This window comes from Sphingobacterium sp. E70 (assembly GCF_019285695.1).
GTDB lineage: Bacteria > Bacteroidota > Bacteroidia > Sphingobacteriales > Sphingobacteriaceae > Sphingobacterium > Sphingobacterium detergens.
On sequence record NZ_CP079104.1, the window covers coordinates 5,844,427 to 5,865,406 of the forward strand.

Here is a 20,980-nt window from a genome sequence, read left to right on the forward strand (position 1 = left end):
TAATATTTTTTTAGATCGATTCGGAACCAAACTTTACTGCGGCCTAATGATTGCCACATAGCCGCCACCGCTGACCATCGGTATTTTTATTGTCTTCCCAGCTTCGATTATCCTACTTTTTTTTCTCAAGTTTTGCAGGGATTTTTTCCGCTTCTTTTGCATCCTGCCAGTAGTCCAGCACGTATTTTCCAGCGGCTAGAAAACTTGTTGGTATTGTAATCGTGCGGGACATGCTATTGGTCATGGCACCGATAAACCAGTTTTTCCCGAACGTTTGGCCAGTACAATATATTCCCGGGATAACCATCAATGAAGCGCGTATCATCCCACACCGTCGGAACGATCTTTAGAAAATCACTCCCGGGTTGGCCCAACACATGCTTCGGGTGGTCGCAGAATACCGTAAGAGGGCTTTCATAAATAACAAATTTGGCGAGCTCAGCACAGCGGGTATTCATCATCAGGGTTGGAGACTGTTTCTTAAACTGCGCTGGAGTTACATTGAGAAAACCTCCCGGAGTATAGTCCATTGGCCCTGCCAGCATACGCGTAAACGGCAAAGTGACATTGTGAGCAGGTTTGATACGGTCGGAAAATTTCGCATATTCTTCTCCCAGGACTCCCTCGCGGGTTATCATATTCGGGTAGGTCCGTTCTATTCCGTCAGGTTTGTACGCCCGTGGAAGTTAACCATCAACCTGTGCTCAGCGGCCTTCTTAATTACTTTACGGTACCAGTTTACCATCTCCTGATCGTCGCGGTCCATAAAATCTATTTTTACGCCGGCGATGCCCCAGCGCTCATACAGTGCGAAAGCTTCCTCATAGGCGTTATTGCGATTAGCGTCGGTACTATATAACCAAAGCCAAAGACGTACATTTTTTTGCGGGCATAGTCAAGTATTTCAGGCATGTTGACTTGCGGTGCCGGTTTGGTAATATCTGCTTGCGCTTGGTTGAAGGGGCCGTACCATTGCCAGTCAATTAACATATAGGGCCATCCTTGCGCAGATGCAAAGTCGATATACTCTTTTATAACAGCAGTTTCCATTTTCACTTCTCCGCTCCACCAGTGATCCCATGCGCAGAGTCCCGGTTTTATCCATGCGGGGTCTTGGATCGCACATGCGGGGTTGAGCGACTGGACAATTTCGGATTCGATAAATCGTCCCGGATTATCGCCAATCATGACCACGCGCCAAGGGGTTTGGATTTTGTCGGAGAAACGAGCTTTGGCCCCATCTTCTTTTTCGCCAGGTAAGGGGAGAGTTTCGTCGTGAGCAATACCTGTTCCGTCGTATGATCTGCAGCCCGACTAATATAAAAACCAGGATAGTTATCGATGTTCGCTTCGGTAATGGCCAGGTAGGTAGCTTTATCGACTTCGATCAGTAGTGGAAGTCCGATTAAGCTCTGATCGCTGATTCCCGTTAAAGGGACTTTATCGAATTCGCTCTCCTGACTGGATGTAAAACGCGGTTTATATTGTGCTGCCCAAGCTTGAGCCTGATTAGATACTGAAAATCCGGTCATCTCCCGACTTATCACTCTGTTTCCTATTCTAGCGCCGCTGAATAGTTGGTAGCGAAAGGCGATTCCGTTGTCATAAGCTCTAAAGAAGAGGTCCAAGCGACGTTTCTCACCTCCCTTTTCGATCAGGGCCAAATGTGTTTCATTCCACTGCAAATCGACATGGGCATGTTTGTTCTTCACTACTGGAGTCCAGGAATCACGCTTCGATGTGGTCCGAGGTGTGTCTAAAAGCATAAACCCTTTATGCATGGGGGCTCATCTTGCAATTCAAAGCCTAAGGGTGAGGGATCTATTACCTGTCTACCTTTGTAGGAAACAGCGTAGGAGAGTCCGTTCGATAGGTCGATGTCCAAACAAATTTTTCCATCCGGCGATAGCAACGAATAAGTCTGGGCCGAAAGGCTGGATGTTATCGCGAAAAATAGGGTGACAATAAATGCTCTCATAGTAAGGTCAATGTTTTTGGTAATTAGCGTATCTTTTAGTTTTGTTCCATAATGAGTACTTCCCAGGGCTCCAATATAATCTCTTGGCCCTTCTGGGTGAGCTTATTCGAAATAAGTTCTTTCGCTGGGTCACCTGTATAAGTAATCCGTTTTGTTTCCGTACTGTAATTAAAAATGTAATGAATTGTCTTACCCCATTTATTCTTTCCCGAACGCTGAATGATTGGGAAAGTGTAATTGTCGGCAGTAATGACTTTTGCTTCGATAGCAGTTTTTTTGATGATCGTATGGAGTAGTTCTTGTGATGGATAGGTCCCGATATAAGTCAGTTTTCCTTTACCATAGCTGTTTTCTGTGATTACGGGCCACTTGCCAAAGAAGGGATGTTCAGCATAGGCCAGCGGTTTGGCTGTCTCAGGGATCAAAAATTCATACCAGTCACCAATTTGGTTTTTATCCGCCAATTCAAAAGGCTTATCTTTGAGCCGCATGTCTCCGATGGTGGAGAACTCTTGATAATGGAATCCGCAAGCCTTCCTTAATGGCCCCGGCGCAGCTGTGGCCCTGACGGCCGAATGTTCGTTACAATAGCCACTTTTGTACATCATGACGACATGGCCGCCCGCTTTTACAAACTTGTCAATGGCCAGTAGCAGTTCATCCGTGGCGACATAAAGCGGTGGAATAACCAACATTTCGTAGCCTTTAAAATCAGTAATTTTATCACAGGGAATAATATCAGCTTCAATGTTCTGAAAGTAGAGTGCCTTATGAACCATATCGATGGGATAATTGTTTTTATAGGTATAAGGCATAAAATTCAGTGCGTGGTAGGAATCGTGGCTATATAAGATTGCTGTTTTATTTTTCTTCTTCAAGTCAATAAGACGATCTCCGATCCTTGCCAGCTCCTGTGCTGTGGTTTTAAATTCATCGTATATTCTATTCGGTTGGAGATCGTGCCCCAATACACCGCGCCAATAGGTTTCCTGCCCATAATGCAGCGTAGACCAATGCCAGTATTCCACCATATTTGCACCGGAAGCATAATGAGCATATACATTTTGCCGGAGTTGTCTGTCGTATGGCGGGTATTGTGTGCGTGCATCCCAGCCTATACCTTGTGCGTTGGTTTCCATGACAATATAATTGTTCTTGGCAACCGTCCGGACAAAATCCCCGAATAAGCAATGCGCTGTCCGTCTTGTTTATCCTGTACGTCGTGATAAATATTGATAGCGGGGTATTGCATCGGGCGAAAGCTTTCTACCTGATCTACATTGTGAAAATCAGGCATGAAGCAATGTGTTATAAATTGGTCCTGACGTTTATATTCATTGACAATGTTACATTGCCAATTCAGAAAGTCGGCTACCTGTTTGCGGTTGTAGCGTTCCCATTCGTTTTTATAGGAAGGATTGGTGACACCATCGCGGGTATAGAACTCTTCCCAGGTGCGAATATTCATACCCCAGTAGTTCATTCCCCAGGCTTTGTTAAGTGAATCGAGGTCGTTGTTAAAACGGCCTTTGATGTAGTTACGAAAGCCGATAAAATAATCCCGGTTGTTTATGCCGCGTGCTTCTGTTTCGTTGTCTACCTGATAGCCAATGATTCCAGGATGTTTTGCGTACCGTTCCATTAGCTTGCGGATGATACGTTCACTATAATATTTAAAAGTGGGGTTGCTCAAGTCAATATTCTGCCTGATGCCATAATAAGCTTTAGTACCCCGCTGATATTCGGCCAGAACCTCGGGATGCATATGCGCAAGCCAGGCCGGAATGGAATAGGTCGGTGTCCCAAGAATGATGCGGATACCCGCCTGATGCATTTTGTCGATGATGCGGTCCATCCATTCAAATGCAAAGACACCTTCCTGTGGTTCAAATAATCCCCAGGTAGATTCACCCAGCCGTACGACATTGAGCCCGGCATTTTTCATCAATCGGATATCTTCGTCCAGACGCTCACTGGGCATATATTCGTGGTAATAGGCTGCCCCGTAGAGCGGTTTATCGAACTTGTATTGTGCTTCAAGCGAGAATACCGCGAGAAATAGGAGGCAGAGCAGAATATAGTTTTTTTGTTTCATGGTTTTTGGTACCGGGTTGTGTTAAGGGCTAGAGACGTACATAGCACGTCTCTAGGTGCATTTATTCAAAAGTTGCTTTTACACGGCCTTCCGGAAGATGCCTTGGGTAAATGCTAGTTTTGATTGCGTGGATATTTAGCAGGTATTGCCATTATTTGTTCTAAAAAGACAGGATCCTTGAATTTACTGGTTGTCCGCTCATATTGCCCAGCACCCTGAACATCCCAAAGCATGGGGCACATACCACGTGAATAAATCGCTTCGGTGACCGAGACATTAAATAACCTGATCACCTCCTGTGTTCTGTTCTTTGAGGAGCAGGCGTATTCGCCAATGATGACGGGTATCCCTTTGTCAACGCAATTCTTCTTTAATAGCTCCATATTGTCATTGAGCTCTTTAAATTCCTGTTCTGTACCCCAGGAAGGGACGCCAACGCCCCATCCTGCGTCTTCACCGTTACCCAATATGGCAAACAAAGGCGGCGTATAATAGTGTACGGTCAATGCAAGATGTTTAGCCGGATCGTCCGGAATCTTGGTTAAGGGGTCAAAAGCATGTTCGAGACCCGTATTATAAATTTCGACTAAAAGATGGCGCTTGGCATTGTTGCCGCCCGATTTCCTGACGATGTCGACAAAAAGCTGGTTCAGCTCGTTTACGTAACCGAATGCTCTTGCTTTTTCGGTTTGCCCGCCCTTCCAGGAGTCCATATTTCGTCGTAACCAATTTCATTCATGGGTTCGAATATCAAATGATCCCCATATTTTTCAAAACGGTTACAGAGCTGCTCCCAAATAGAAGTGAACTTTTTCTTAGCTTCGCTGTCTGTCGGCACTTTTTGACCCATTCATTTTCATGGTGAACGTTTATAATGGCGACCATGCCGCAATCGAGTGTCCAGTTTAAGATCTCTTCGACTCTATTGAGGAGATCTGGATGGATTCTGTAATTTTCAGCGTTGTTCATCATATTACTCCAGGTGACCGGAATTCGTAAAGAAGAGTAACCGGCTTTTGCATAACCTTCGATCATTTCTTTTGTAATGAGCGGGCTGCCCCACGCCGTCTCGTAATTAGAAATACTACTTGGATTGATCCAGTCACCCGTTGCGTCCAGGGCATTACCGAGGTTAATCCCCAAACCCATTTCATCAACTAACTGGTTGGTACTAAAATTTTCCCTGATGGAGAATTTACTGTAAGTAGGTTTTGGTTCTTCTTTTATCTCAGGCTTGCTGAGCTCTGTATTTGCCTTAATTTCCTTGTTGGAGCATGCCGGTAGAACCAACAGCATAAAAATGTAACTTAATAGTGTTTTCATTGAATATTTTTTTGTGTTGTTTAAGATCATGTCATCTGGGCTCTGTATGCTTATTCCTCATTGCTGAAAGGTATAGCGGGCAGGCCTTCTTTATTGAATAAATTGACATCGGGATTATTGCTCCAGGCGTAGCGGACAAATACAGGGCTGCTGAGCTGATCTGCGTGAACAACAATTCGATTACCATCAATATGAGCCTGGGCCCAAACAAATTTTTATCTGCTCCAGCAAGAGCAAAGCCTTCGACGTAACCGTATTTATTGTTAACCACGAGTTCGCCTCCAGTAACATCAAAAGAAATAATCAGTTTATTGCCCTCCTTGACCACCGATTTGAACGTTGGCCCAGAATACACAAGATTTTTTCGGCCATAATTTTTAGCCAGTGCTATTAAAGCGAGTCGTCGACCCACTTCCTGTTTGTTACGTGGGTGGATATCGTCCGCTTCACCAATATCCGTGATTACCGCCTGACCAGTATGAGCAAGACGGAGTGTCCGGGTCTGTGCATCTCTCAGTTTTGCCCAGTCGCTGTCTTCGGGTGATTTTTCTTTAGCCATATAATTGGCCAATTGCACCCAGTAGAAAGGGAAATCAGTTTTCCATTGCGACCGCCAGTCCGCGATGAGGTTAGGGAAGAGGCTGCGATAATCATACGCTCGTCCGGCATTATTTTCACCCTGATACCAGATCACACCCCGGATGGTATAAGGAACAATTGGATTGATCATGGCATTGAAGAGGAGGGATGGAAGCATATTTGGCGAAACTTCTTTGTAATCATGCTGCTGAGTAGTGACAGCCTCCTTATAATTCCAATCACCATCAAGCGGAAATTTCTCGCCCCCACATCGAGGTACAGCTGGGCCGGGTTTCCATAAAAGCCACCGCCGCCGCCGGTATCCATAATTTTAGCGTAATTATATTTTCACCGTCTTTTAGAACAGCCTTCGGGATCGTGTACTTCCGTGCGTTTGTATATCCTTTTGTTTCACCAATTTTGACACCGTTAATCCAGCAGACATCATCGTCATCAATGGTGCCAAGCAGAATGGATCCGGTCTTTTGCGCACTACCCTCGGGCAAATAAATACGGCGTTTGAACCATACAATGCCATCCATATCACCCAATTTGGATTCCCACAACTGTGGAATATTCATCTTTCCCCAACCGGATATATCCGTATCGTTTCCGTACCATTTTGCAGCTATTCCCGGATCGTTTGTTAAAGCTTGCAGATAGCCCTGTTTTTTCAATTCGTTTTCTTTTAAAAAGCTCTGCAGACTGCCGTTGAAATGCTGTTGGTAAGGAGCTTTGAAATGCGCGGGCAATTTATTGAAGCCGCTTTCGCTAGTCCAGGTTTCGGCGCCAGTACCACCCCAGGAAGCATTGATGATGCCCACAGGTATGCCGAGTTCCTGATACAGTTTGAGCGAAAAGAAGTATCCAACAGCTGAAAAATCGCCCACTGTCGTCGGGGAACATAACGCCCATTTTCCCTTTAGGTCCTGTTTGGGGACATCACTGATGCCCTTCTCCACATTGAAGGCCCGAATCTTCGGATAATGGGCCTGGCTGATTTCGTTCGCTGCATTATTGGAGTTCTTTACCGTCCATTCCATATTGATTGGCCGGATGCAAGCCAAACTTCACCGACCAGGATGTTTTTTAGGGATACCTGTTCGCTATGGCCTTTTATTTCCATGTTATACGGTCCTCCATAAGGAGTTGGGGCTAAAGTAATGCTCCATTGACCATTTCTATCTGCTTGTACCTTTAGTTTCTGCTGCATAAACCGGACATGGATCGTTTCATTTTTTTCGGCCCAGCCCCACAATTTTATGGGACTGTCCCTTTGTAGAATCATGTTGTCACCAAATATTGCAGGAAGCCTGAGTTCGGCCTTCAATAGGAATGCCTGCAAAAAAAAAAAGACGAAGAAAATTGGAATCTGTTTTATAGTCATAGTTTATTTTGTGTTATAGTCAAATCAGTCGAAAAATGCTTTGGGCACTGCTCGGAATGCCATTTGATGTTGCATATCATTCCCTGTACTCATGAAGGGAATACTCTTTTTAATTTTCATATGTGTTTGTTTGTCATAATGATTCATGTATTATTGACGGCCGGAATAATTGATTATCCACCTATCCGGCCTTATTGTATCGCAATTCGCTATTCTGTAAATAAACCTAGTTTTTGCTGCTGTCAATGATTCTAAAATTGTCGAAGTAGATATCGACCTTGACATTGGCATTGTCCGCTTTATTTTTCGTGAAAATGCCCAGTTCGGAGCTAGCGATGGCAACAAAGCTTCCATAGTCCGCAACAGAAGTAAACCTATTCAGGGCTATGTCGCATGTCATCCATTTACCAAGGCTTGTTTTATTGGTGTTTCTATCACGAGGCACATAGTCTGATAGCATTTTATCCCAATTTCCTTTCAATTGCATATCAAATGTTGCTGTCACAAGCGGTTCATTTACGAAGCATTCAAAGCGCAGTACAAGGTTGCCGATAGCCGTATTGGCGGGTATTGCATTTACGGCAGGATAGACAGCTTTATTGGATAAATTTCCCCACCAATATTGCCATGCTCCCGGTGATCCAAAAATGCGGTAAGCTGTTCCCGTGCTGAAGAAAGGTGGCTTGGAGCCGTCTGCCGTCACAGCCATATTGTTGTCCCCCAATCATAGCTACCTACCTTATCCCAATCCAGGACGAGGTTTTGAACGGGATAAAATAGCAGGGTCGAATGGATTGTCCTCCTGCCGCATGGACTGTGACCGTACCGGATTTTGTCGGAGCCTTTGGTAGTCGATAATAAATTGTATCCTGGCTTTTGGCCACGATTAAATCTTCGCTTGCAATATCATATTCGCCATTGATCGTTAGTTTGCTTACATCAATAAAGTTGTTGCCGGTAATAAATGCCTGATCGCCAATAATAGGCATATCGCTGCTCCATGATTTAATCGTTGGCGGCGAAACATTCGTTGTGAAAGCGATGCTAACTGAATCGGTCATGCAGTAGACCGCGAGCCGGCCATCTTGGATACCCGCGGGAATCGTTAATTCGATTTTATCATAGTCCTTACCGATTTCATATTCCGTAGCTAATACATTGCCGCCGGCCTTGCCTTCGAACACGACTTTTTTACTTCGTAAAAATTTGAACCGTAGATGCGGAGTTTTTCACCCGCCTTTGCCGGGTATTTTAATTCAATACGGGCGATTTGTGGAGCGGGAGAATAGATATGAAAACTGAACCTTGCTTCGCCATGGTTTGTTTCGATCCGGATTTCATTTGGAAGATCCGGATGGGTGCCAGTCAATAGAAGATCTGCCGGAATAGAAATAATAGCGCTTGTCGACGTACAATAATTTGCATTAAATGCGATCTGCTGGTCATTGATGTAAATTTTTGGATGCCGTCGAGATTTTTTCCGATAACAGCAACCATTGTGCCCGGAAATGCACCTGTGAAAGTACTATCTGCTTTTTCCGGATCTGTCAACCTTACATGGCTTATCTCGGGAGCCACAGTCATGTCATTGTTGCGACTACAGGATATTACCGGCAGGAGAAGGACAGCGATAAGCAAATGATAGCTAAAGCGTATGGTTTTATTTAAAGCTTTCATAATTCTTTACTGATTATTAAATGGATAAGCCTGAGGCTCTTCTTTTAACCTCGGATTTTGGATGAGATCATTCTCTGGATAGGGAAGAAGATGTTGTTTGCGGTCACGACGACAGGCACTGCAGGTGCCGTGGGATCTTCAAAAATAAGATTACCGTCTTCATCCTTCGTGATACCCGCCGTGGACCAACCACGTTGTTGATCATTAAAGTATTTAAGCATTTTCTCAGGCTTGTAGCAATACCAGCTGACCATATCGTACCAGTTGGTATACTCCATGGCAAACTCCACGCGTCGTTCTTTGATGATATCGTCAAGCGTAATAGAGGTCTTTCGTCCGATCTTGGCCCGATCTCTTACCTTGTTAAAGTAATTTAACGCTTCACCACCATTGAGTGTGCTATTATTACCCAGACTCGCCTCAGCATAGGTCAGGTATACATCCGCCAAGCGCAAAATATAGGTATTGAGGGGTGAACTCATTGACTGCACATAACCGTCATTATCATCGTTAGGGCCACCGATTACGCCTTTTTGATGGATGCACCTGCATTGCTGTACGAATATCCACCTTTATCAATGGCAATATAGGGATAGAAGGAGTGCTGGGTAAAATAGGTAGCATTTCTCCGGAGTGTATCAGCGCGTTCGTATTGTTTGAGCATGTCGATCGTCCCGTTTAGTCCGCCGCCCCAAACGTTGACACCACCGGTCACGTCTGATGAGAATGCCAGGTCAGCTAAAAGTGTATTACAGACGCCCCAGTCGCCAAGTGGTACCCATTGCATGGCAATCAGTGATTCGGGATTGTTGTTATGTTTGTATTTGAACAGATCTTCGTATTTGGCATAGAGTTCCAGACCACTATTTACACAGACATCCTTTGCGTATTCTCTTGCTTTGGCTAGGTCAGCTTCGTTTCGAGTTCCGCCGGTCTTCCAGCCAGCACGGGAGAGATATACCTTGGCAAGCATACCTTTGGCACCCCAGCTCGTTGCACGGCCTTTATCAGCCTGAACAGGAAGGTGCTGGACTGCAAAGCTGAGATCGTCTATAATAAATCGAAAAATATCTTCCTCCCGATGCCTGGGTTGCATAGGCTCTTTGATCACAGTGTCATTATTCTCGATCAATATGACTGGCCCCCAAGTCCGGAGAAGATAAAAGTAAGCGATACCACGCATAAGGCGCGCTTCCCCAATAGCTACTTTTTTTTGCGCTTCGGTTACATTAACGGCTTTGTGCTTCACAGCATCGATGATGGCGTTTGACATCGTTATGACACCATAGAATGATTTCCAGGAGTCTGAAAGTCCATCATCCAGCGAGGTCACGGTGAATAGGGTATAGGAAGGGTTCATATAGGGATTATAGCCATCATTGGCTCTTAAACTGCCAATAGCGACGGCAGGTCGTTTATTATAGTCAAACCATGCCCGGTTGTACAGTGGTGCAGTGGCTGCTTTCAATGCTTCAGGGAGGTATAAAGGTTGCATCCACATAAGCTCCTTCCGGTTCTCTCTCAAGGAAACTTTTTTACAGGAATGTAGCGCAACAATAGCTATCAATGAGCTTATTAAGAGTAGCTTTTTCATAATTCAGTAGTTAATATTAAAACAAGAAGTTTAAACCCAGGGTATAAATACGCTGTGCGGGATACCGGGCATAATCTATTCCTCTCAGTAAGACATTTTGGTTGTAAGAACCTATTTCCGGATCATAGCCCGTATACTTGGTCCAGGTAAAAGATTCTGAATATTGACATATAACCTAAGGTTTTCAATTTGATATCGCTTCAGCAGGTTTTGGGAGAAAGTATAGCCAAAAGAAATATTTTTCAGGCGCAGATAGGAACCATCTTCAATAAACCGATTACTCATACGGCTATTGTCATTTGCGTCACTGACAGTAATACGTTGAATACTCGCATTGGGATTGGACACCCTTACATTGGAGATATCCTGGTCGGAACCGCTCGGATCAATCGTTTCAATGAGGGCAATCTCTGTCGTTTTTTTGAGCATACCCGAATTGTTCATCGGGTTTGTAAAATCTTTACGCAGTTGATTATAGATCTTGTTGCCATATACGGCGTTTAGAAAGATATTTAGGTCAAATCCTTTGTAAGAAAAATAATTGTTTAGTCCAAGGATGAACTTCGGATCCGGATTGCCGATAAAATCACGGTCCTGCTCATCTATTTTTCCATCTTTATTTTTGTCCTCGAAAATAAAATCTCCCACCCAAATCCCGTTGACCCCTATGCTTTTATCTTTGGGTAGAGCAATAGGAACTTTATTGCCTTCCTGATCCAGCACCGCATGATGTTGATTGTCTTTCAGGTAAAAGTCACTTTCATTCTGAAACATGCCGATCACATTATATCCATAGAATTGGCCGACAGGATTACCTACTTTGGTCAGTGTGAATGTTTCTGCACCTATTTTTCCCTGAATGGCGGTTGCATCCGTATATAGGTGCGTGACACGGTTTCTATTCATCGAGAAGGTCAAACCGGATTTCCAGAAAAGGCCATTCTTATTGATATTTATGGTATTTAATGTCAATTCAACCCCTTATTCGTCATCGAGCCCGCATTTATCCAAGGTGCAGCAATTAGCCCACTGATATAGTCAGGCAATACGGCCTGCATCAAAAGATTGTCTATTTTCTTTAAATAGACTTCCGTTGTAAGTTCGATTCTATTTTTAAATAAGCTCAGATCCAAACCGATATTGTAGGCATTGGTTTTTTCCCATTTTAGGTCCGGATTGGCAAAATTAGCAGGATAGAAGCCTGTGCCCCATATGGATGCAGCCGAAGCCATGCTCACGCCATAGGCATAGGAGCTTGCGGCTTGGTTTCCAACAAGTCCCCAGCCCAAGCGTAGCTTTAGGTTGTCTATCGCTGGGTTATTTTTTAAGAAAGGTTCATTTTTAATCTTCCAGGCAGCAGCAAGAGAAGGGAAGATCCCCAGCGATTGTTGGTACCGAATTTGTCCGATCCATCCCTGCGGAATGTAGCAGTCAATAAATACCTATCATCAAATCCATAATTGAAGCGACCGAAATAAGATTCAATGCCACCTGAACTTCTTGAACTCCCATTTTTGGCGGTTTTAGAATCGCCAGCATCCAGCTCATGCACCGTATTTAAAAATAATTGCTGCGGCTTCCAGAGAGAGACTCCCATTTGTTTTCCTGAGCCTCATGCCCAGCCATGATCGAGAGGTTATGCTTTTCGGCGAAAGTTTTAGTGTAGGTCAGATAGGTTTTCAGGTTGGTAAATGAACCGTTACTGGCAAACCTGGCTCCTGCGGATTGCTGTTTGAAATTCCCGTAATTATATGCGGGCGTGAATTGATAAGCGTTGGAATAATTATAGTTCCCATTACCTTCGATCCGTAGTACAAGATCTTTGATGGGCGAAATATCCGCATAAGCATTGACGCTAATTTGTGCTCCTTTTGCATAGTTTTCACGGGTAAGCGCTTCCTCCAATGGATTGGCGAAATAAGTCCCATACATATTTTCCTGTTGTGTTCCCCACGAACCGTCAGGATTTTTGGCAGGCACCTCTGGCAGCTGCCTGATGGCGAGCGAAATGATCCCCCATTATCTATGGTGTTCGTATTTTTGTTTTCGCGGTATAGGCATTAATGCCGACGGTCAGCCACTTGTTGATTTTTGAATCAAAGTTCATCCGTAAGGAATAGCGTTCAAAACCTGATCCTTGTGCGATACCTTGTTGATCAAGGTATCCACCCGTGATCGCAAATCTATTTTGTTCGGTTCCACCGCTGATGTTCAATTGATGGTTATGCATCAATGAAGTTCTAAAAATTTCCTTCTGCCAGTTTGTGCCTTCACCCAACAGCGATGGATCTTTAAATTCCTCCCGATCACCGAAGCCGATGACTTTGCTGCGAAGATTCTGATACACGGCATATTCGCGGAGGTTAAGGACATCAATATCGTTGGCAGCTGTTGGAATCCTACATACCCTTCATAACCTAATTTGGTTTTTCCCGCCTGACCACGTTTTGTAGAGATTAGTACGACTCCGTTTGCCGCCCTTGTCCCATATATGGCAGCAGCAGAAGCATCCTTTAATATTTCCATGGATACGATATCTGATGGATTTATTGACGAGAGTGCGCTTGAATTGTCCCGGGTATTACCATCAATGGGGATTCCATCGATCACATAGAGCGGTTCATTGCCGCTGAAAGAATTTGTACCCCGGATGCTGACCGAGATTCCGCCGCCCGGTGCTCCTGAATTCTGTGTCACCGATACACCGGCAGCGCGTCCCTGTAAAGCTTGATCCAGGGAGGTACTTACAGATTTACTGATGTCGTCGGCCGTTACCGAAACGACGGCACCTGTTAGGTCGCCACGTTTCATTTTTCCGTAGCCTACCACAACGACCTCGTCCATGGCGTGAATATTTTCTGTAAGCTGAATATTTTGCTCATTTCCAGTTATTCTTACTTCCTGCGTATGGAATCCCAAATGGTTAAAGATCAGTATACCTCCTTTTGATGCTAAAATAGCATACCTGCCATGTTCATTGGAAGATGTCACTGCGTTTGTACCTTTGAGTTTAACAGAAACATTGGTCAGAGGCAGCCCGTAGCCTTGTCCGTAATAAGTCCAGAGACATTGATTTTCGAATCCTGCGCCTGTAAGACATTGATAAAAAAGAGAAACAAGGCCGCCAGCAGGAGATACACCCGATGCCGCAGTTTGGGCCAAAAAAACTTTTGTGATCCGTTTTTGATTTCATGGTTAATTTAAGTTTATAATTCGTTTGGTTATTTTCCCCAGAAAGGGATGATTAAAATTAGGAACAACATAGTGTCTTGATAGGGTTCGGATGTTGAAGAAGAGAGGTTAAAATGTTTATATAGTGGATGAATGATCATTCCATGGGAATTGCAAGCCCTAATCGCGATGCACTTCATATAGGCAGATATACGCTAAGTAGGGACCTAAATGTTTCAGCTTAGGGGATAAAATGATTACTTATGCTATAAAGATTTGATAAAATCAGTATTTTAACGGAAGTTCTTGAAACAATAACCAATGAAGCGTCTTTTATTACTATTCTTATTTTTTGGAATTATTTTCGGCTATGGACAGGAGTTTAAGTTTGCCCATATTAACAATGGGAATGGCTTAGCCGGAAATGAAGTTGTTGCCATATATAAAGATGGTAGGGGATTTGTCTGGTTTGCAACAAACACGGGACTAAATAGGTTTGACGGCGAGCGTATCAAAATTTTCAACCGTAGTATCGACGGTACTTCAGGAACACTTTATGATGGTTTGAAGAAAGTTGTTGAAGATGGGCAGGGAATTTATGGATGTTGGGCAATAAATATGTCATGTTTGATTGGCGAAAGGAGGTTTTTATTAATAATACAGATTCCATTCTAAAAAAATGGGACTTCCTCCAAATCCAATTTCTATCCAAGTAGACCAGTTTAAAAACTTTATTGTAGCCTATTCACAAAAAGGCATTTACAAATATGATCCCAAGCATAAAAGAGTGGTAAGCTTCAGGCCATCAAATGATCCGATGAGCATTCGTCCCGCCGAGCTCGTAGAGATCGCCATAAAAGATGAATTTGTGTGGATACTCCACAAAGATGGCTTTTTGGAACGTCTGAATACCCGAACGAAGCAAATTGATATCCGAAAAAATTATTTAAACAGTAGGGCTATAAATTCTATAATTCCGAAGAGTATCTTTATAGATTCCGACCATATGGTCTGGATTTATCCGGGTATAAATAATAGGGGTGTAGTCTGTTACAATAAAACTAATGATCAATGGAAACAGTACGATATTGACACGAAGCCTGCGCTCTCCAATTCCTTTGTACGTGGAATCGTAGCAGACCGGCAAGGATTAATTTGGATTGCAACGGACCACGGTGGTCTCAACCTTCTTGATAAAAAGAAGAATTCCATTCAGGTTCTTCGACACAACGAGTATAATAAAACCTCCGTTGGACAAAACTCTATTGTCAGTTTATATTGTGATCCTCAAGGAATTGTTTGGGCAGGGACATATAAGAATGGTGTTTCATACTATCATCCGGAAATATTCAAGTTTCCTAGTACCGGATTATCCGATGGAAAAAGTGAACTTTTTGACTGCAAGCAGTATTGTCAAGGACAAAGCGGGGAACCTTTGGTTGGGGACAAATGGAAAAGGTCTCATTAAGTTGAACGAAACTACCGGGGAGCGCCATTTTTTCAGAAGCAAACGTGATGATATGACAAGTTTGTCGTCTGATATTGTTACCGCGCTCCATGAAGACTATACAAATAAAATGTGGATAGGTACTTTTATGGGCGGCTTGAATGTATATGATGGTGGCCGGTTTAAACGATATGAAGTGCAGGAGAAAAACAACAAGGGACTGTCCAATCAGAGCATATATGGGATAACCGAAGATTCCGACCAAAATTTGTGGATTGCAACGTTGGGGGCGGAATTGACAGATTGGACCCCAGTAGAACGATATTTAAAAATTTTAATAGAGACAATAGCAAACTACGTTCTAATTTCATTCTTTCCACATTAAAAGATCGGGATGGAACGATTAATTTTTCGTCAGATATCGGTGTGTATAAGCTGATGGGTGATCAGACTATTACGCCTTATTTTCCCGAGGCCAATTTTCAGGATAAGGCTGCTTCGGTTCCCGTTTATCAGCTTATGAAGGATTCAAAAGGCCGCATCTGGTTGGCCACAAAAAGGGGTATAAAAATCTTCGATAATACAAACCGGAACTTCTCTTTTTGACACTTGCAGATGGCCTATCCAGTGATGATGTGCGATCTTTAGTTGAGGATCAAGATGGGAATGTATGGGCGGGGACAAGCAATGGGCTCAACCGGATACAGTACTTGTCAGCTAGCGGAACTAAGCACAGCAGTATTGTTTCTACCTATGATCTCAGCGACGGGCTGACGGGAATGGTTTTTAATCCCAATGCCGTATATACCGATAAGACCGGTAAAATATATATGGGTACCACCGAAGGCTACATCGCTTTTTATCCGAGAAAAATCCCGGCCAACAAAAGCATACCACAGGCTCGATTTACAGAACTGTTATTGTCTAATGAAGTGGTCAATCCAGAGGAGAAAAGGGGCGATCACACTGTTTTGCCGATTTCTATTGTCGGCCTCGATAAACTCATCCTGAAATATAATGAAACAAACTTTTCCATTCGATTTTCCGCATTCAACTTTATCCAGCCCAATAAAAATAAATATCGATACAAGCTGGAAGGCGTTGATAAAGAATGGATTGAAACTTCACGTAGCACTGGAGTAGCTTCCTATTCCAATCTTAATCCAGGTCGATATATCTTAAAAGTTTATGCGGGCAATCAGGATAATGTATGGTCGCCTCAACCGATCGAAATGCAGATTGTAGTCAATCCACCATTTTGGTTTTCATGGTGGGCTATAGGGACTTATATTGCAGTGTTTGTTTTGTTAATCAGGTGGTTTATTAAATATCGGTTGAAAAGAAAGCAGGATCAACTTGATCAAAATGCCCGTATGTTGGAAGCTGATAAGCTGCATGAAATAGACCAGCTGAAATTAAAGTTTTTTACCAATATCAGTCATGAATTCAAGACCCCTTTATCGCTGATTATCAGTCCGCTGGAAATGTTGTTAAAAAAGATAGCCATCAGGAACAAAAAGCAGCACTGGGAGTCATGTATAAAAATGCGCAGAAACTGCTTACGATGGTCAACGATATATTGGATTTTCGGAAATTAGATCAGGACAAAACGAAACTCAATATATCATCGGGTAATATTATTGAATTTGTCAAAGAGATCAGTACATCCTTTTTGTCCATTGCAGCTGAAAAATCGATCAGACTAACTTTTACGACAAACCATCAATTCATAGACCTGAGCTTTGATAAAGATAAGATGTATATGGTCATTTCTAATTTGATTTCAAACGCCTTTAAATATACCCGAACTTCAGGCCACGTAGACGTTAGCGTAGCTATAAGTGAAACCATTATAGACCATGAAATCGATAAGCGTCTGTGTATTAAGGTTGCAGATACAGGTATTGGAATAGAAAAAGAACATCTTGACCGAATTTTTGATCGTTTTTACCGAATTGATTCCAATGAGACCCATGGTATCTCAGGGACAGGCGTTGGGCTTCATATTGTAAATGAATTTGTCAAGCTCCATGGAGGAACGGTGGAGGTCGATAGTGAACTTGGAAAAGGGACAGTTTTTACGGTGCAAATTCCCATGTCAAAAGATACTTATGGCACGAATAGGCAAGATGTGATCTATTCAGGCACTGACATTGACAACAATCCGGAAAAAATGGGGATAGTGAAAGCGATTTTATTTTAGATGCGGAGAGTGGCGTATATACCCTTCTCATTATTGATGATAATGAGGATTTTCGATTGTTTCTAAAGGATCTTTTTAGTAATGATTACAGGATCTTATCCGCCAAAGATGGACAACATGGCTATGAGCTCGCGACTGAATATATTCGGATCTTGTTCTTTGTGATGTTATGATGCCAAATGTAGATGGCTACGAATTCTGTCGAAAGATCAAACAGGATATACGCAGTTCCCATATACCGGTCGTCTTGCTTACGGCTAAATGTTCGGATGAAAATCAATTCCAAGGCATGGAAGCTGGTGCCGATGGTTATATCTCGAAACCTTTTAATATCGATATTCTGCGCGTTACGCTAGCCAATATTACGAAAAGGCAGAAACAACTACAGGAAAAATTCAAATCAAGAATTGATATCTCAACTACCAAACCGGAGATTATTTCGATGGATCAGAAATTTATACAAAAAGCCGTCTCCATCGTTGAGTCAAATATAGAAAGAACCGATTTCTTGGTTGAAGATTTATGCCGTGAAATGGCGATGAGCCGGGTTAATTTCTATAAGAAAATTCTTGCTTTGACCGATAAAACACCTTCGGAATTTATCCGCTTTATCAGGCTAAAAGAGCAGCAGAGCTGCTCGAAAAAGCCAGATGTACGTCAATGAAATCGCTTTCCTTGTGGGATTTAATGAGACCAAATACTTTAGAAAATACTTTAAAGAAGAGTTCGGGGTAACACCGAATGAGTATAAAAAGACAATCACCTTAAAGTAGGAAATTGCTGCTAAGATTTCGGCATTGAAAGCAATCATTAAAAATATATGCAGATTATTCGCTGTTATGATGTTTTCTGTGATTTGCCAAATAAGGGCCGTACCGATCCACTATTTTCTGTTTTCCAAATTCGGATGAAAAGTATTGATCGCTGAATCAATGAACCATGGATCTCATACAGCTTTCCAAATTATTGATGGTAGCATCTCCGGTAAAACAAGATTCGGCAATCCAAAACAATCTGGTAAATAAATTATAAACTCGCCTTTGGAAATTCACCCTCGTTTTAGCTCAACTTGTTTTAAAACAATAACTTAACATATAATATATTCCATTTATCCGACCGTATGTTAACAAATCACCCCTAAAAGTTAACAAATCATAGCCTTAAGACAACCGGTTGCACTCTATATTTGACATGTTCTTTCATTAGGAAAGTACAAGCAATAACCAAGGGAATACAATAACCAATAAATCTTTATTTACATGCGCAACATAACATATGCTTTAAGCGGTCTGATGTTCTTTACCATGATACATCAAGGATCTGCACAGGCTCAGAAAGCTCAGTTTGAAAAAACCGCTACCGGCGTGAAGGTCAGCTTCAAAAATTCTGCGGGCTCCATTGATCAGGACGTCTATCTGGACGCCATTACGGATAAGATCATACGGGTAACGGCAGTCCCTGCTGGGACTGGCTTCCCGAAACAGCAGCGCCTGGTGATTGTAGACTCTTTGCACCGGCAGCTAAAATCATTTGTTGCCGGATCGACAGACTCAACGGCCACAATACAGACAGCGGATCTGCGGGCTATTGTTTCGTTGAGCAGCGGTAAAGTAGAATTTTACGACTTACATGGCCATGCCATTTTAAAAGAAGCAAAACGGAATTCCGGTTCGTTTACTGCGGGGAGCTATAATGGCGATGCCTTTTACCAGGTCAACCAGGATTTTATTGTCCAACCGGAGGAGGGGATCTATGGGCTTGGACAGCATCAAAATGCGGTCATGAACTACAACCGGGGAAAACAGGTCACGCTACTGCAGTACAATACCGAAATCGGCATTCCATTTTTGTTATCCACCAACAACTATGGTCTGCTCTGGCATAATTACTCGATCACCAAAGCCGGGGATGTGCGCCCATTATTACCTTTGAATGCATTTAAGCTATCGTCCGTGGAAGGGGAGCAGGGCTGGCTCACGGCTACTTATATGAACCGCAATACCGACTCGGTATACCTTTCCCGTCCGGAATCGATCATCGATTATGGCTATTTAACGGACCAGCACAAGTTTCCAAAAGAGATCAAACTTGCGGATACAAAGGTGGTTTATGAGGGTACGCTTGCCTCGCCCTATGCCGGCAAGCATGTCCTGCACTTCAAATATTCGGGATACATGAAGGTATGGATAGATGGTCAGCTCGTCGCCGACCGCTGGCGGCAGTCCTGGAATGCCGGCACTTTTGAGCTTGAAAAAGATCTGGAAAAAGATCAGCCGCGCCGGATCCGGATGGAATGGATCCCAGACGGCAGCGAGTCTTATTTTACCCTAAACTGGCAGAGCTAATTCCCGCTGCACGGCAGAACCTCTTTTCATTTAATTCCGAAGCCGGGGATGCAATTGACTATTACTTCGTCCATGGTGCATCCATGGACGATGTCATCAGCGGTTACCGGCATTTGTCAGGCAAGGCTCCGATTATGCCGGTCTGGAGTTTCGGTTTTTGGCAAAGCCGCGAGCGTTACAAAACTCAGGCGGAAATTGAACAGGTAGCCACAGAATTCCGTAAACGGAAGATTCCAATTGATAATATTGTCCAAGACTGGTCGTACTGGTCAGAAAACGACTGGGGAAGTCAACAATTTGATTTAAACCGCTTTCCAGATCCGAAGGCGATGGTGAAGAAACTGCATGACCAAAATCTGAAGATCATGATTTCCGCCTGGCCGAAAATAAATGAAGAGTCGCGTGTATATCAGGAGTTTAAAAGCAATAAGTGGATCTACCCACGGAATATTTACGATGGCCGTAAAGATTGGATCGGGAAGGGCTATACTTCTACATTTTATGATCCTTTTAACCAGGGTGCGCGCGATGCCTTCTGGAAGTTATTGGACAACAACTTATTTAAAATAGGCATCGACGCCTGGTGGATGGATGCAAGTGAACCGGATATCCATTCCAATATCGATCTGGATGAACGCAAAGCTGTTTTTCAGCCCAGCATCGGTTCCTCGGTGCGCTACTATAATGCCTTTCCGCTTCAAAATGCGAAGGGTATTTACGAGGGCAGCGCGCAACGGATCCCAATAAACGGGTGTTTATTCTGACGCGTTCATTTTTTGCCGGACAGCAGCGCTATGCCGCCGCTGCCTGGAGCGGGGATATCGCATCCCGATGGCACGATATGAAGGATCAGATCGCGGGCGGAATAAATTTCTCCATGTCCGGTACACCATATTGGACAATGGATGCGGGTGGATTCCTCGTCGAAAATAGGTTCCATAAGCCCAATGCGGTGGATCTGGAAGAATGGCGTGAGCTCAATAGCCGCTGGTATCAATATGCTGCATTCTTGCCCCTGTTCCGGGCACATGGACAATTCCGTTCCGCGAACCTTATCACATCGCTCCTGCGGAGCACCCTGCCTATAGGAGCATGCTTTATGCAATCAATCTGCGCTATAAATTGCTGGCTTATAACTACAGCCTGGCGGCAAAGACATTTTTCGAAGATTATTCAATGAT

General features: G+C 43.4%; 30 protein-coding genes and 3 pseudogenes. 10 read left to right on the forward strand and 23 right to left on the reverse strand.

Going from position 1 to position 20,980, the window contains the following annotated elements; genetic code table 11:
* Positions 1 to 112: 112 nt before the first annotated feature.
* The 23 genes and pseudogenes from KUH03_RS41735 to KUH03_RS41845 all read right to left on the reverse strand — a co-directional run bounded on the left by KUH03_RS41735 (position 113) and on the right by KUH03_RS41845 (position 13,795).
* Positions 113 to 244 carry a glycoside hydrolase family 97 C-terminal domain-containing protein gene (locus KUH03_RS41735; RefSeq protein WP_257090487.1) on the reverse strand — a complete coding sequence of 44 codons (132 nt, stop codon included), beginning with the start codon at positions 242 to 244 and terminating at the stop codon, positions 113 to 115.
* Positions 234 to 1,284 (reverse strand): annotated as a pseudogene (locus KUH03_RS50010) (glycoside hydrolase family 97 catalytic domain-containing protein). Before KUH03_RS50010 ends, KUH03_RS41735 begins: the two are co-directional and overlap by 11 nt.
* Positions 1,185 to 1,781, reverse strand: a complete 597-nt coding sequence (locus KUH03_RS41755; RefSeq protein ID WP_257090489.1) for a glycoside hydrolase family 97 N-terminal domain-containing protein — start codon at positions 1,779 to 1,781, stop codon at positions 1,185 to 1,187. The pseudogene KUH03_RS50010 and the gene KUH03_RS41755 overlap by 100 nt, the downstream one beginning before the upstream one ends.
* Positions 1,757 to 1,978 carry a glycoside hydrolase family 97 N-terminal domain-containing protein gene (locus KUH03_RS50015; protein ID WP_373564585.1) on the reverse strand — a complete coding sequence of 74 codons (222 nt, stop codon included), beginning with the start codon at positions 1,976 to 1,978 and terminating at the stop codon, positions 1,757 to 1,759. The genes KUH03_RS41755 and KUH03_RS50015 overlap by 25 nt, the downstream gene beginning before the upstream one ends.
* 35 nt (positions 1,979 to 2,013) lie before the next feature.
* Positions 2,014 to 3,117 carry a beta-galactosidase gene (locus KUH03_RS41760; RefSeq protein WP_257090490.1) on the reverse strand — a complete coding sequence of 368 codons (1,104 nt, stop codon included), beginning with the start codon at positions 3,115 to 3,117 and terminating at the stop codon, positions 2,014 to 2,016.
* Positions 3,093 to 4,073, reverse strand: a complete 981-nt coding sequence (locus KUH03_RS41765) for a beta-galactosidase (RefSeq protein ID WP_257090491.1) — start codon at positions 4,071 to 4,073, stop codon at positions 3,093 to 3,095. Before KUH03_RS41765 ends, KUH03_RS41760 begins: the two co-directional genes overlap by 25 nt.
* Positions 4,074 to 4,186: 113 nt before the next feature.
* Positions 4,187 to 4,786, reverse strand: coding sequence for a glycoside hydrolase family 5 protein (locus KUH03_RS41770; protein WP_257090492.1), 600 nt, complete (start codon positions 4,784 to 4,786; stop codon positions 4,187 to 4,189).
* Positions 4,732 to 5,426: pseudogene (locus KUH03_RS41775) on the reverse strand (cellulase family glycosylhydrolase). Before KUH03_RS41775 ends, KUH03_RS41770 begins: the two are co-directional and overlap by 55 nt.
* Position 5,427: 1 nt before the next feature.
* Positions 5,428 to 6,153: a sialate O-acetylesterase gene (locus KUH03_RS41780; protein WP_257090494.1), complete on the reverse strand. Its 726-nt coding sequence runs from the start codon at positions 6,151 to 6,153 to the stop codon at positions 5,428 to 5,430.
* A 67-nt stretch (positions 6,154 to 6,220) separates the two neighbouring features.
* On the reverse strand, positions 6,221 to 7,018 hold the full coding sequence (locus KUH03_RS41785; protein WP_257090495.1) for a sugar-binding domain-containing protein: 798 nt from the start codon (positions 7,016 to 7,018) through the stop codon (positions 6,221 to 6,223).
* The gene (locus tag KUH03_RS41790; protein WP_257090496.1) at positions 7,003 to 7,362 is read right to left on the reverse strand and encodes a hypothetical protein; all 360 of its coding nucleotides are present in this window, start codon (positions 7,360 to 7,362) and stop codon (positions 7,003 to 7,005) included. Before KUH03_RS41790 ends, KUH03_RS41785 begins: the two co-directional genes overlap by 16 nt.
* A gap of 226 nt (positions 7,363 to 7,588) precedes the next feature.
* Positions 7,589 to 8,065: a glycan-binding surface protein gene (locus KUH03_RS41795; protein ID WP_257090497.1), complete on the reverse strand. Its 477-nt coding sequence runs from the start codon at positions 8,063 to 8,065 to the stop codon at positions 7,589 to 7,591.
* A gap of 31 nt (positions 8,066 to 8,096) precedes the next feature.
* Positions 8,097 to 8,546, reverse strand: coding sequence for a hypothetical protein (locus KUH03_RS41800; RefSeq protein ID WP_257090498.1), 450 nt, complete (start codon positions 8,544 to 8,546; stop codon positions 8,097 to 8,099).
* Positions 8,513 to 8,731, reverse strand: a complete 219-nt coding sequence (locus tag KUH03_RS41805; protein WP_257090499.1) for a hypothetical protein — start codon at positions 8,729 to 8,731, stop codon at positions 8,513 to 8,515. Before KUH03_RS41805 ends, KUH03_RS41800 begins: the two co-directional genes overlap by 34 nt.
* Positions 8,728 to 9,039 carry a hypothetical protein gene (locus KUH03_RS41810; RefSeq protein WP_257090500.1) on the reverse strand — a complete coding sequence of 104 codons (312 nt, stop codon included), beginning with the start codon at positions 9,037 to 9,039 and terminating at the stop codon, positions 8,728 to 8,730. Before KUH03_RS41810 ends, KUH03_RS41805 begins: the two co-directional genes overlap by 4 nt.
* 44 nt (positions 9,040 to 9,083) lie before the next feature.
* A complete protein-coding gene (locus tag KUH03_RS41815) occupies positions 9,084 to 9,521 on the reverse strand; it encodes a RagB/SusD family nutrient uptake outer membrane protein (protein ID WP_257097831.1) in 438 nt (145 codons plus the stop codon).
* Positions 9,522 to 9,562: 41 nt separating this feature from the next.
* The gene (locus KUH03_RS41820; RefSeq protein ID WP_257090501.1) at positions 9,563 to 10,633 is read right to left on the reverse strand and encodes a RagB/SusD family nutrient uptake outer membrane protein; all 1,071 of its coding nucleotides are present in this window, start codon (positions 10,631 to 10,633) and stop codon (positions 9,563 to 9,565) included.
* A 111-nt stretch (positions 10,634 to 10,744) separates the two neighbouring features.
* Positions 10,745 to 11,605 (reverse strand): hypothetical protein, encoded by an 861-nt coding sequence (locus tag KUH03_RS41825; protein WP_257090502.1) that lies wholly within the window; start codon positions 11,603 to 11,605, stop codon positions 10,745 to 10,747.
* Positions 11,602 to 12,057 carry a TonB-dependent receptor domain-containing protein gene (locus KUH03_RS41830; RefSeq protein ID WP_306429892.1) on the reverse strand — a complete coding sequence of 152 codons (456 nt, stop codon included), beginning with the start codon at positions 12,055 to 12,057 and terminating at the stop codon, positions 11,602 to 11,604. Before KUH03_RS41830 ends, KUH03_RS41825 begins: the two co-directional genes overlap by 4 nt.
* Positions 11,958 to 12,185, reverse strand: coding sequence for a hypothetical protein (locus KUH03_RS47550; RefSeq protein WP_306429340.1), 228 nt, complete (start codon positions 12,183 to 12,185; stop codon positions 11,958 to 11,960). Before KUH03_RS47550 ends, KUH03_RS41830 begins: the two co-directional genes overlap by 100 nt.
* A gap of 5 nt (positions 12,186 to 12,190) precedes the next feature.
* Complete coding sequence (locus KUH03_RS41835; RefSeq protein ID WP_257090503.1) at positions 12,191 to 12,613, reverse strand: hypothetical protein; 423 nt, start codon at positions 12,611 to 12,613, stop codon at positions 12,191 to 12,193.
* A gap of 43 nt (positions 12,614 to 12,656) precedes the next feature.
* Positions 12,657 to 12,866 carry a hypothetical protein gene (locus KUH03_RS41840; protein WP_257090504.1) on the reverse strand — a complete coding sequence of 70 codons (210 nt, stop codon included), beginning with the start codon at positions 12,864 to 12,866 and terminating at the stop codon, positions 12,657 to 12,659.
* Positions 12,863 to 13,795: a TonB-dependent receptor plug domain-containing protein gene (locus tag KUH03_RS41845; protein ID WP_257090505.1), complete on the reverse strand. Its 933-nt coding sequence runs from the start codon at positions 13,793 to 13,795 to the stop codon at positions 12,863 to 12,865. Before KUH03_RS41845 ends, KUH03_RS41840 begins: the two co-directional genes overlap by 4 nt.
* Positions 13,796 to 14,125: 330 nt before the next feature.
* On the opposite strand from KUH03_RS41845, the gene KUH03_RS41850 reads away from it, so the two are divergent.
* The 10 genes and pseudogenes from KUH03_RS41850 to KUH03_RS41890 all read left to right on the forward strand — a co-directional run bounded on the left by KUH03_RS41850 (position 14,126) and on the right by KUH03_RS41890 (position 20,979).
* Positions 14,126 to 14,479, forward strand: coding sequence for a two-component regulator propeller domain-containing protein (locus KUH03_RS41850; protein WP_257090506.1), 354 nt, complete (start codon positions 14,126 to 14,128; stop codon positions 14,477 to 14,479).
* 4 nt (positions 14,480 to 14,483) lie between these two features.
* Entirely contained in the window at positions 14,484 to 15,272 is a 789-nt protein-coding gene (locus KUH03_RS41855; RefSeq protein WP_257090507.1) for a two-component regulator propeller domain-containing protein, read from the forward strand.
* Complete coding sequence (locus KUH03_RS41860) at positions 15,181 to 15,636, forward strand: two-component regulator propeller domain-containing protein (RefSeq protein ID WP_373564586.1); 456 nt, start codon at positions 15,181 to 15,183, stop codon at positions 15,634 to 15,636. The genes KUH03_RS41855 and KUH03_RS41860 overlap by 92 nt, the downstream gene beginning before the upstream one ends.
* Positions 15,637 to 15,677: 41 nt before the next feature.
* Positions 15,678 to 15,857 carry a hypothetical protein gene (locus KUH03_RS41865; protein WP_257090509.1) on the forward strand — a complete coding sequence of 60 codons (180 nt, stop codon included), beginning with the start codon at positions 15,678 to 15,680 and terminating at the stop codon, positions 15,855 to 15,857.
* The gene (locus tag KUH03_RS41870) at positions 15,854 to 16,849 is read left to right on the forward strand and encodes a triple tyrosine motif-containing protein (protein ID WP_257090510.1); all 996 of its coding nucleotides are present in this window, start codon (positions 15,854 to 15,856) and stop codon (positions 16,847 to 16,849) included. Before KUH03_RS41865 ends, KUH03_RS41870 begins: the two co-directional genes overlap by 4 nt.
* Entirely contained in the window at positions 16,816 to 17,454 is a 639-nt protein-coding gene (locus KUH03_RS41875; protein ID WP_257090511.1) for a cell wall metabolism sensor histidine kinase WalK, read from the forward strand. Before KUH03_RS41870 ends, KUH03_RS41875 begins: the two co-directional genes overlap by 34 nt.
* 139 nt (positions 17,455 to 17,593) lie before the next feature.
* Positions 17,594 to 18,118 (forward strand): response regulator transcription factor, encoded by a 525-nt coding sequence (locus KUH03_RS41880; RefSeq protein ID WP_257097840.1) that lies wholly within the window; start codon positions 17,594 to 17,596, stop codon positions 18,116 to 18,118.
* A complete protein-coding gene (locus KUH03_RS50020; protein WP_373564587.1) occupies positions 18,105 to 18,227 on the forward strand; it encodes a helix-turn-helix domain-containing protein in 123 nt (40 codons plus the stop codon). Before KUH03_RS41880 ends, KUH03_RS50020 begins: the two co-directional genes overlap by 14 nt.
* Positions 18,228 to 18,713: 486 nt before the next feature.
* Positions 18,714 to 19,799 carry a PA14 domain-containing protein gene (locus tag KUH03_RS41885; protein WP_257090512.1) on the forward strand — a complete coding sequence of 362 codons (1,086 nt, stop codon included), beginning with the start codon at positions 18,714 to 18,716 and terminating at the stop codon, positions 19,797 to 19,799.
* 134 nt (positions 19,800 to 19,933) lie between these two features.
* Positions 19,934 to 20,979 (forward strand): annotated as a pseudogene (locus KUH03_RS41890) (TIM-barrel domain-containing protein).
* Position 20,980 lies beyond the last annotated feature (1 nt).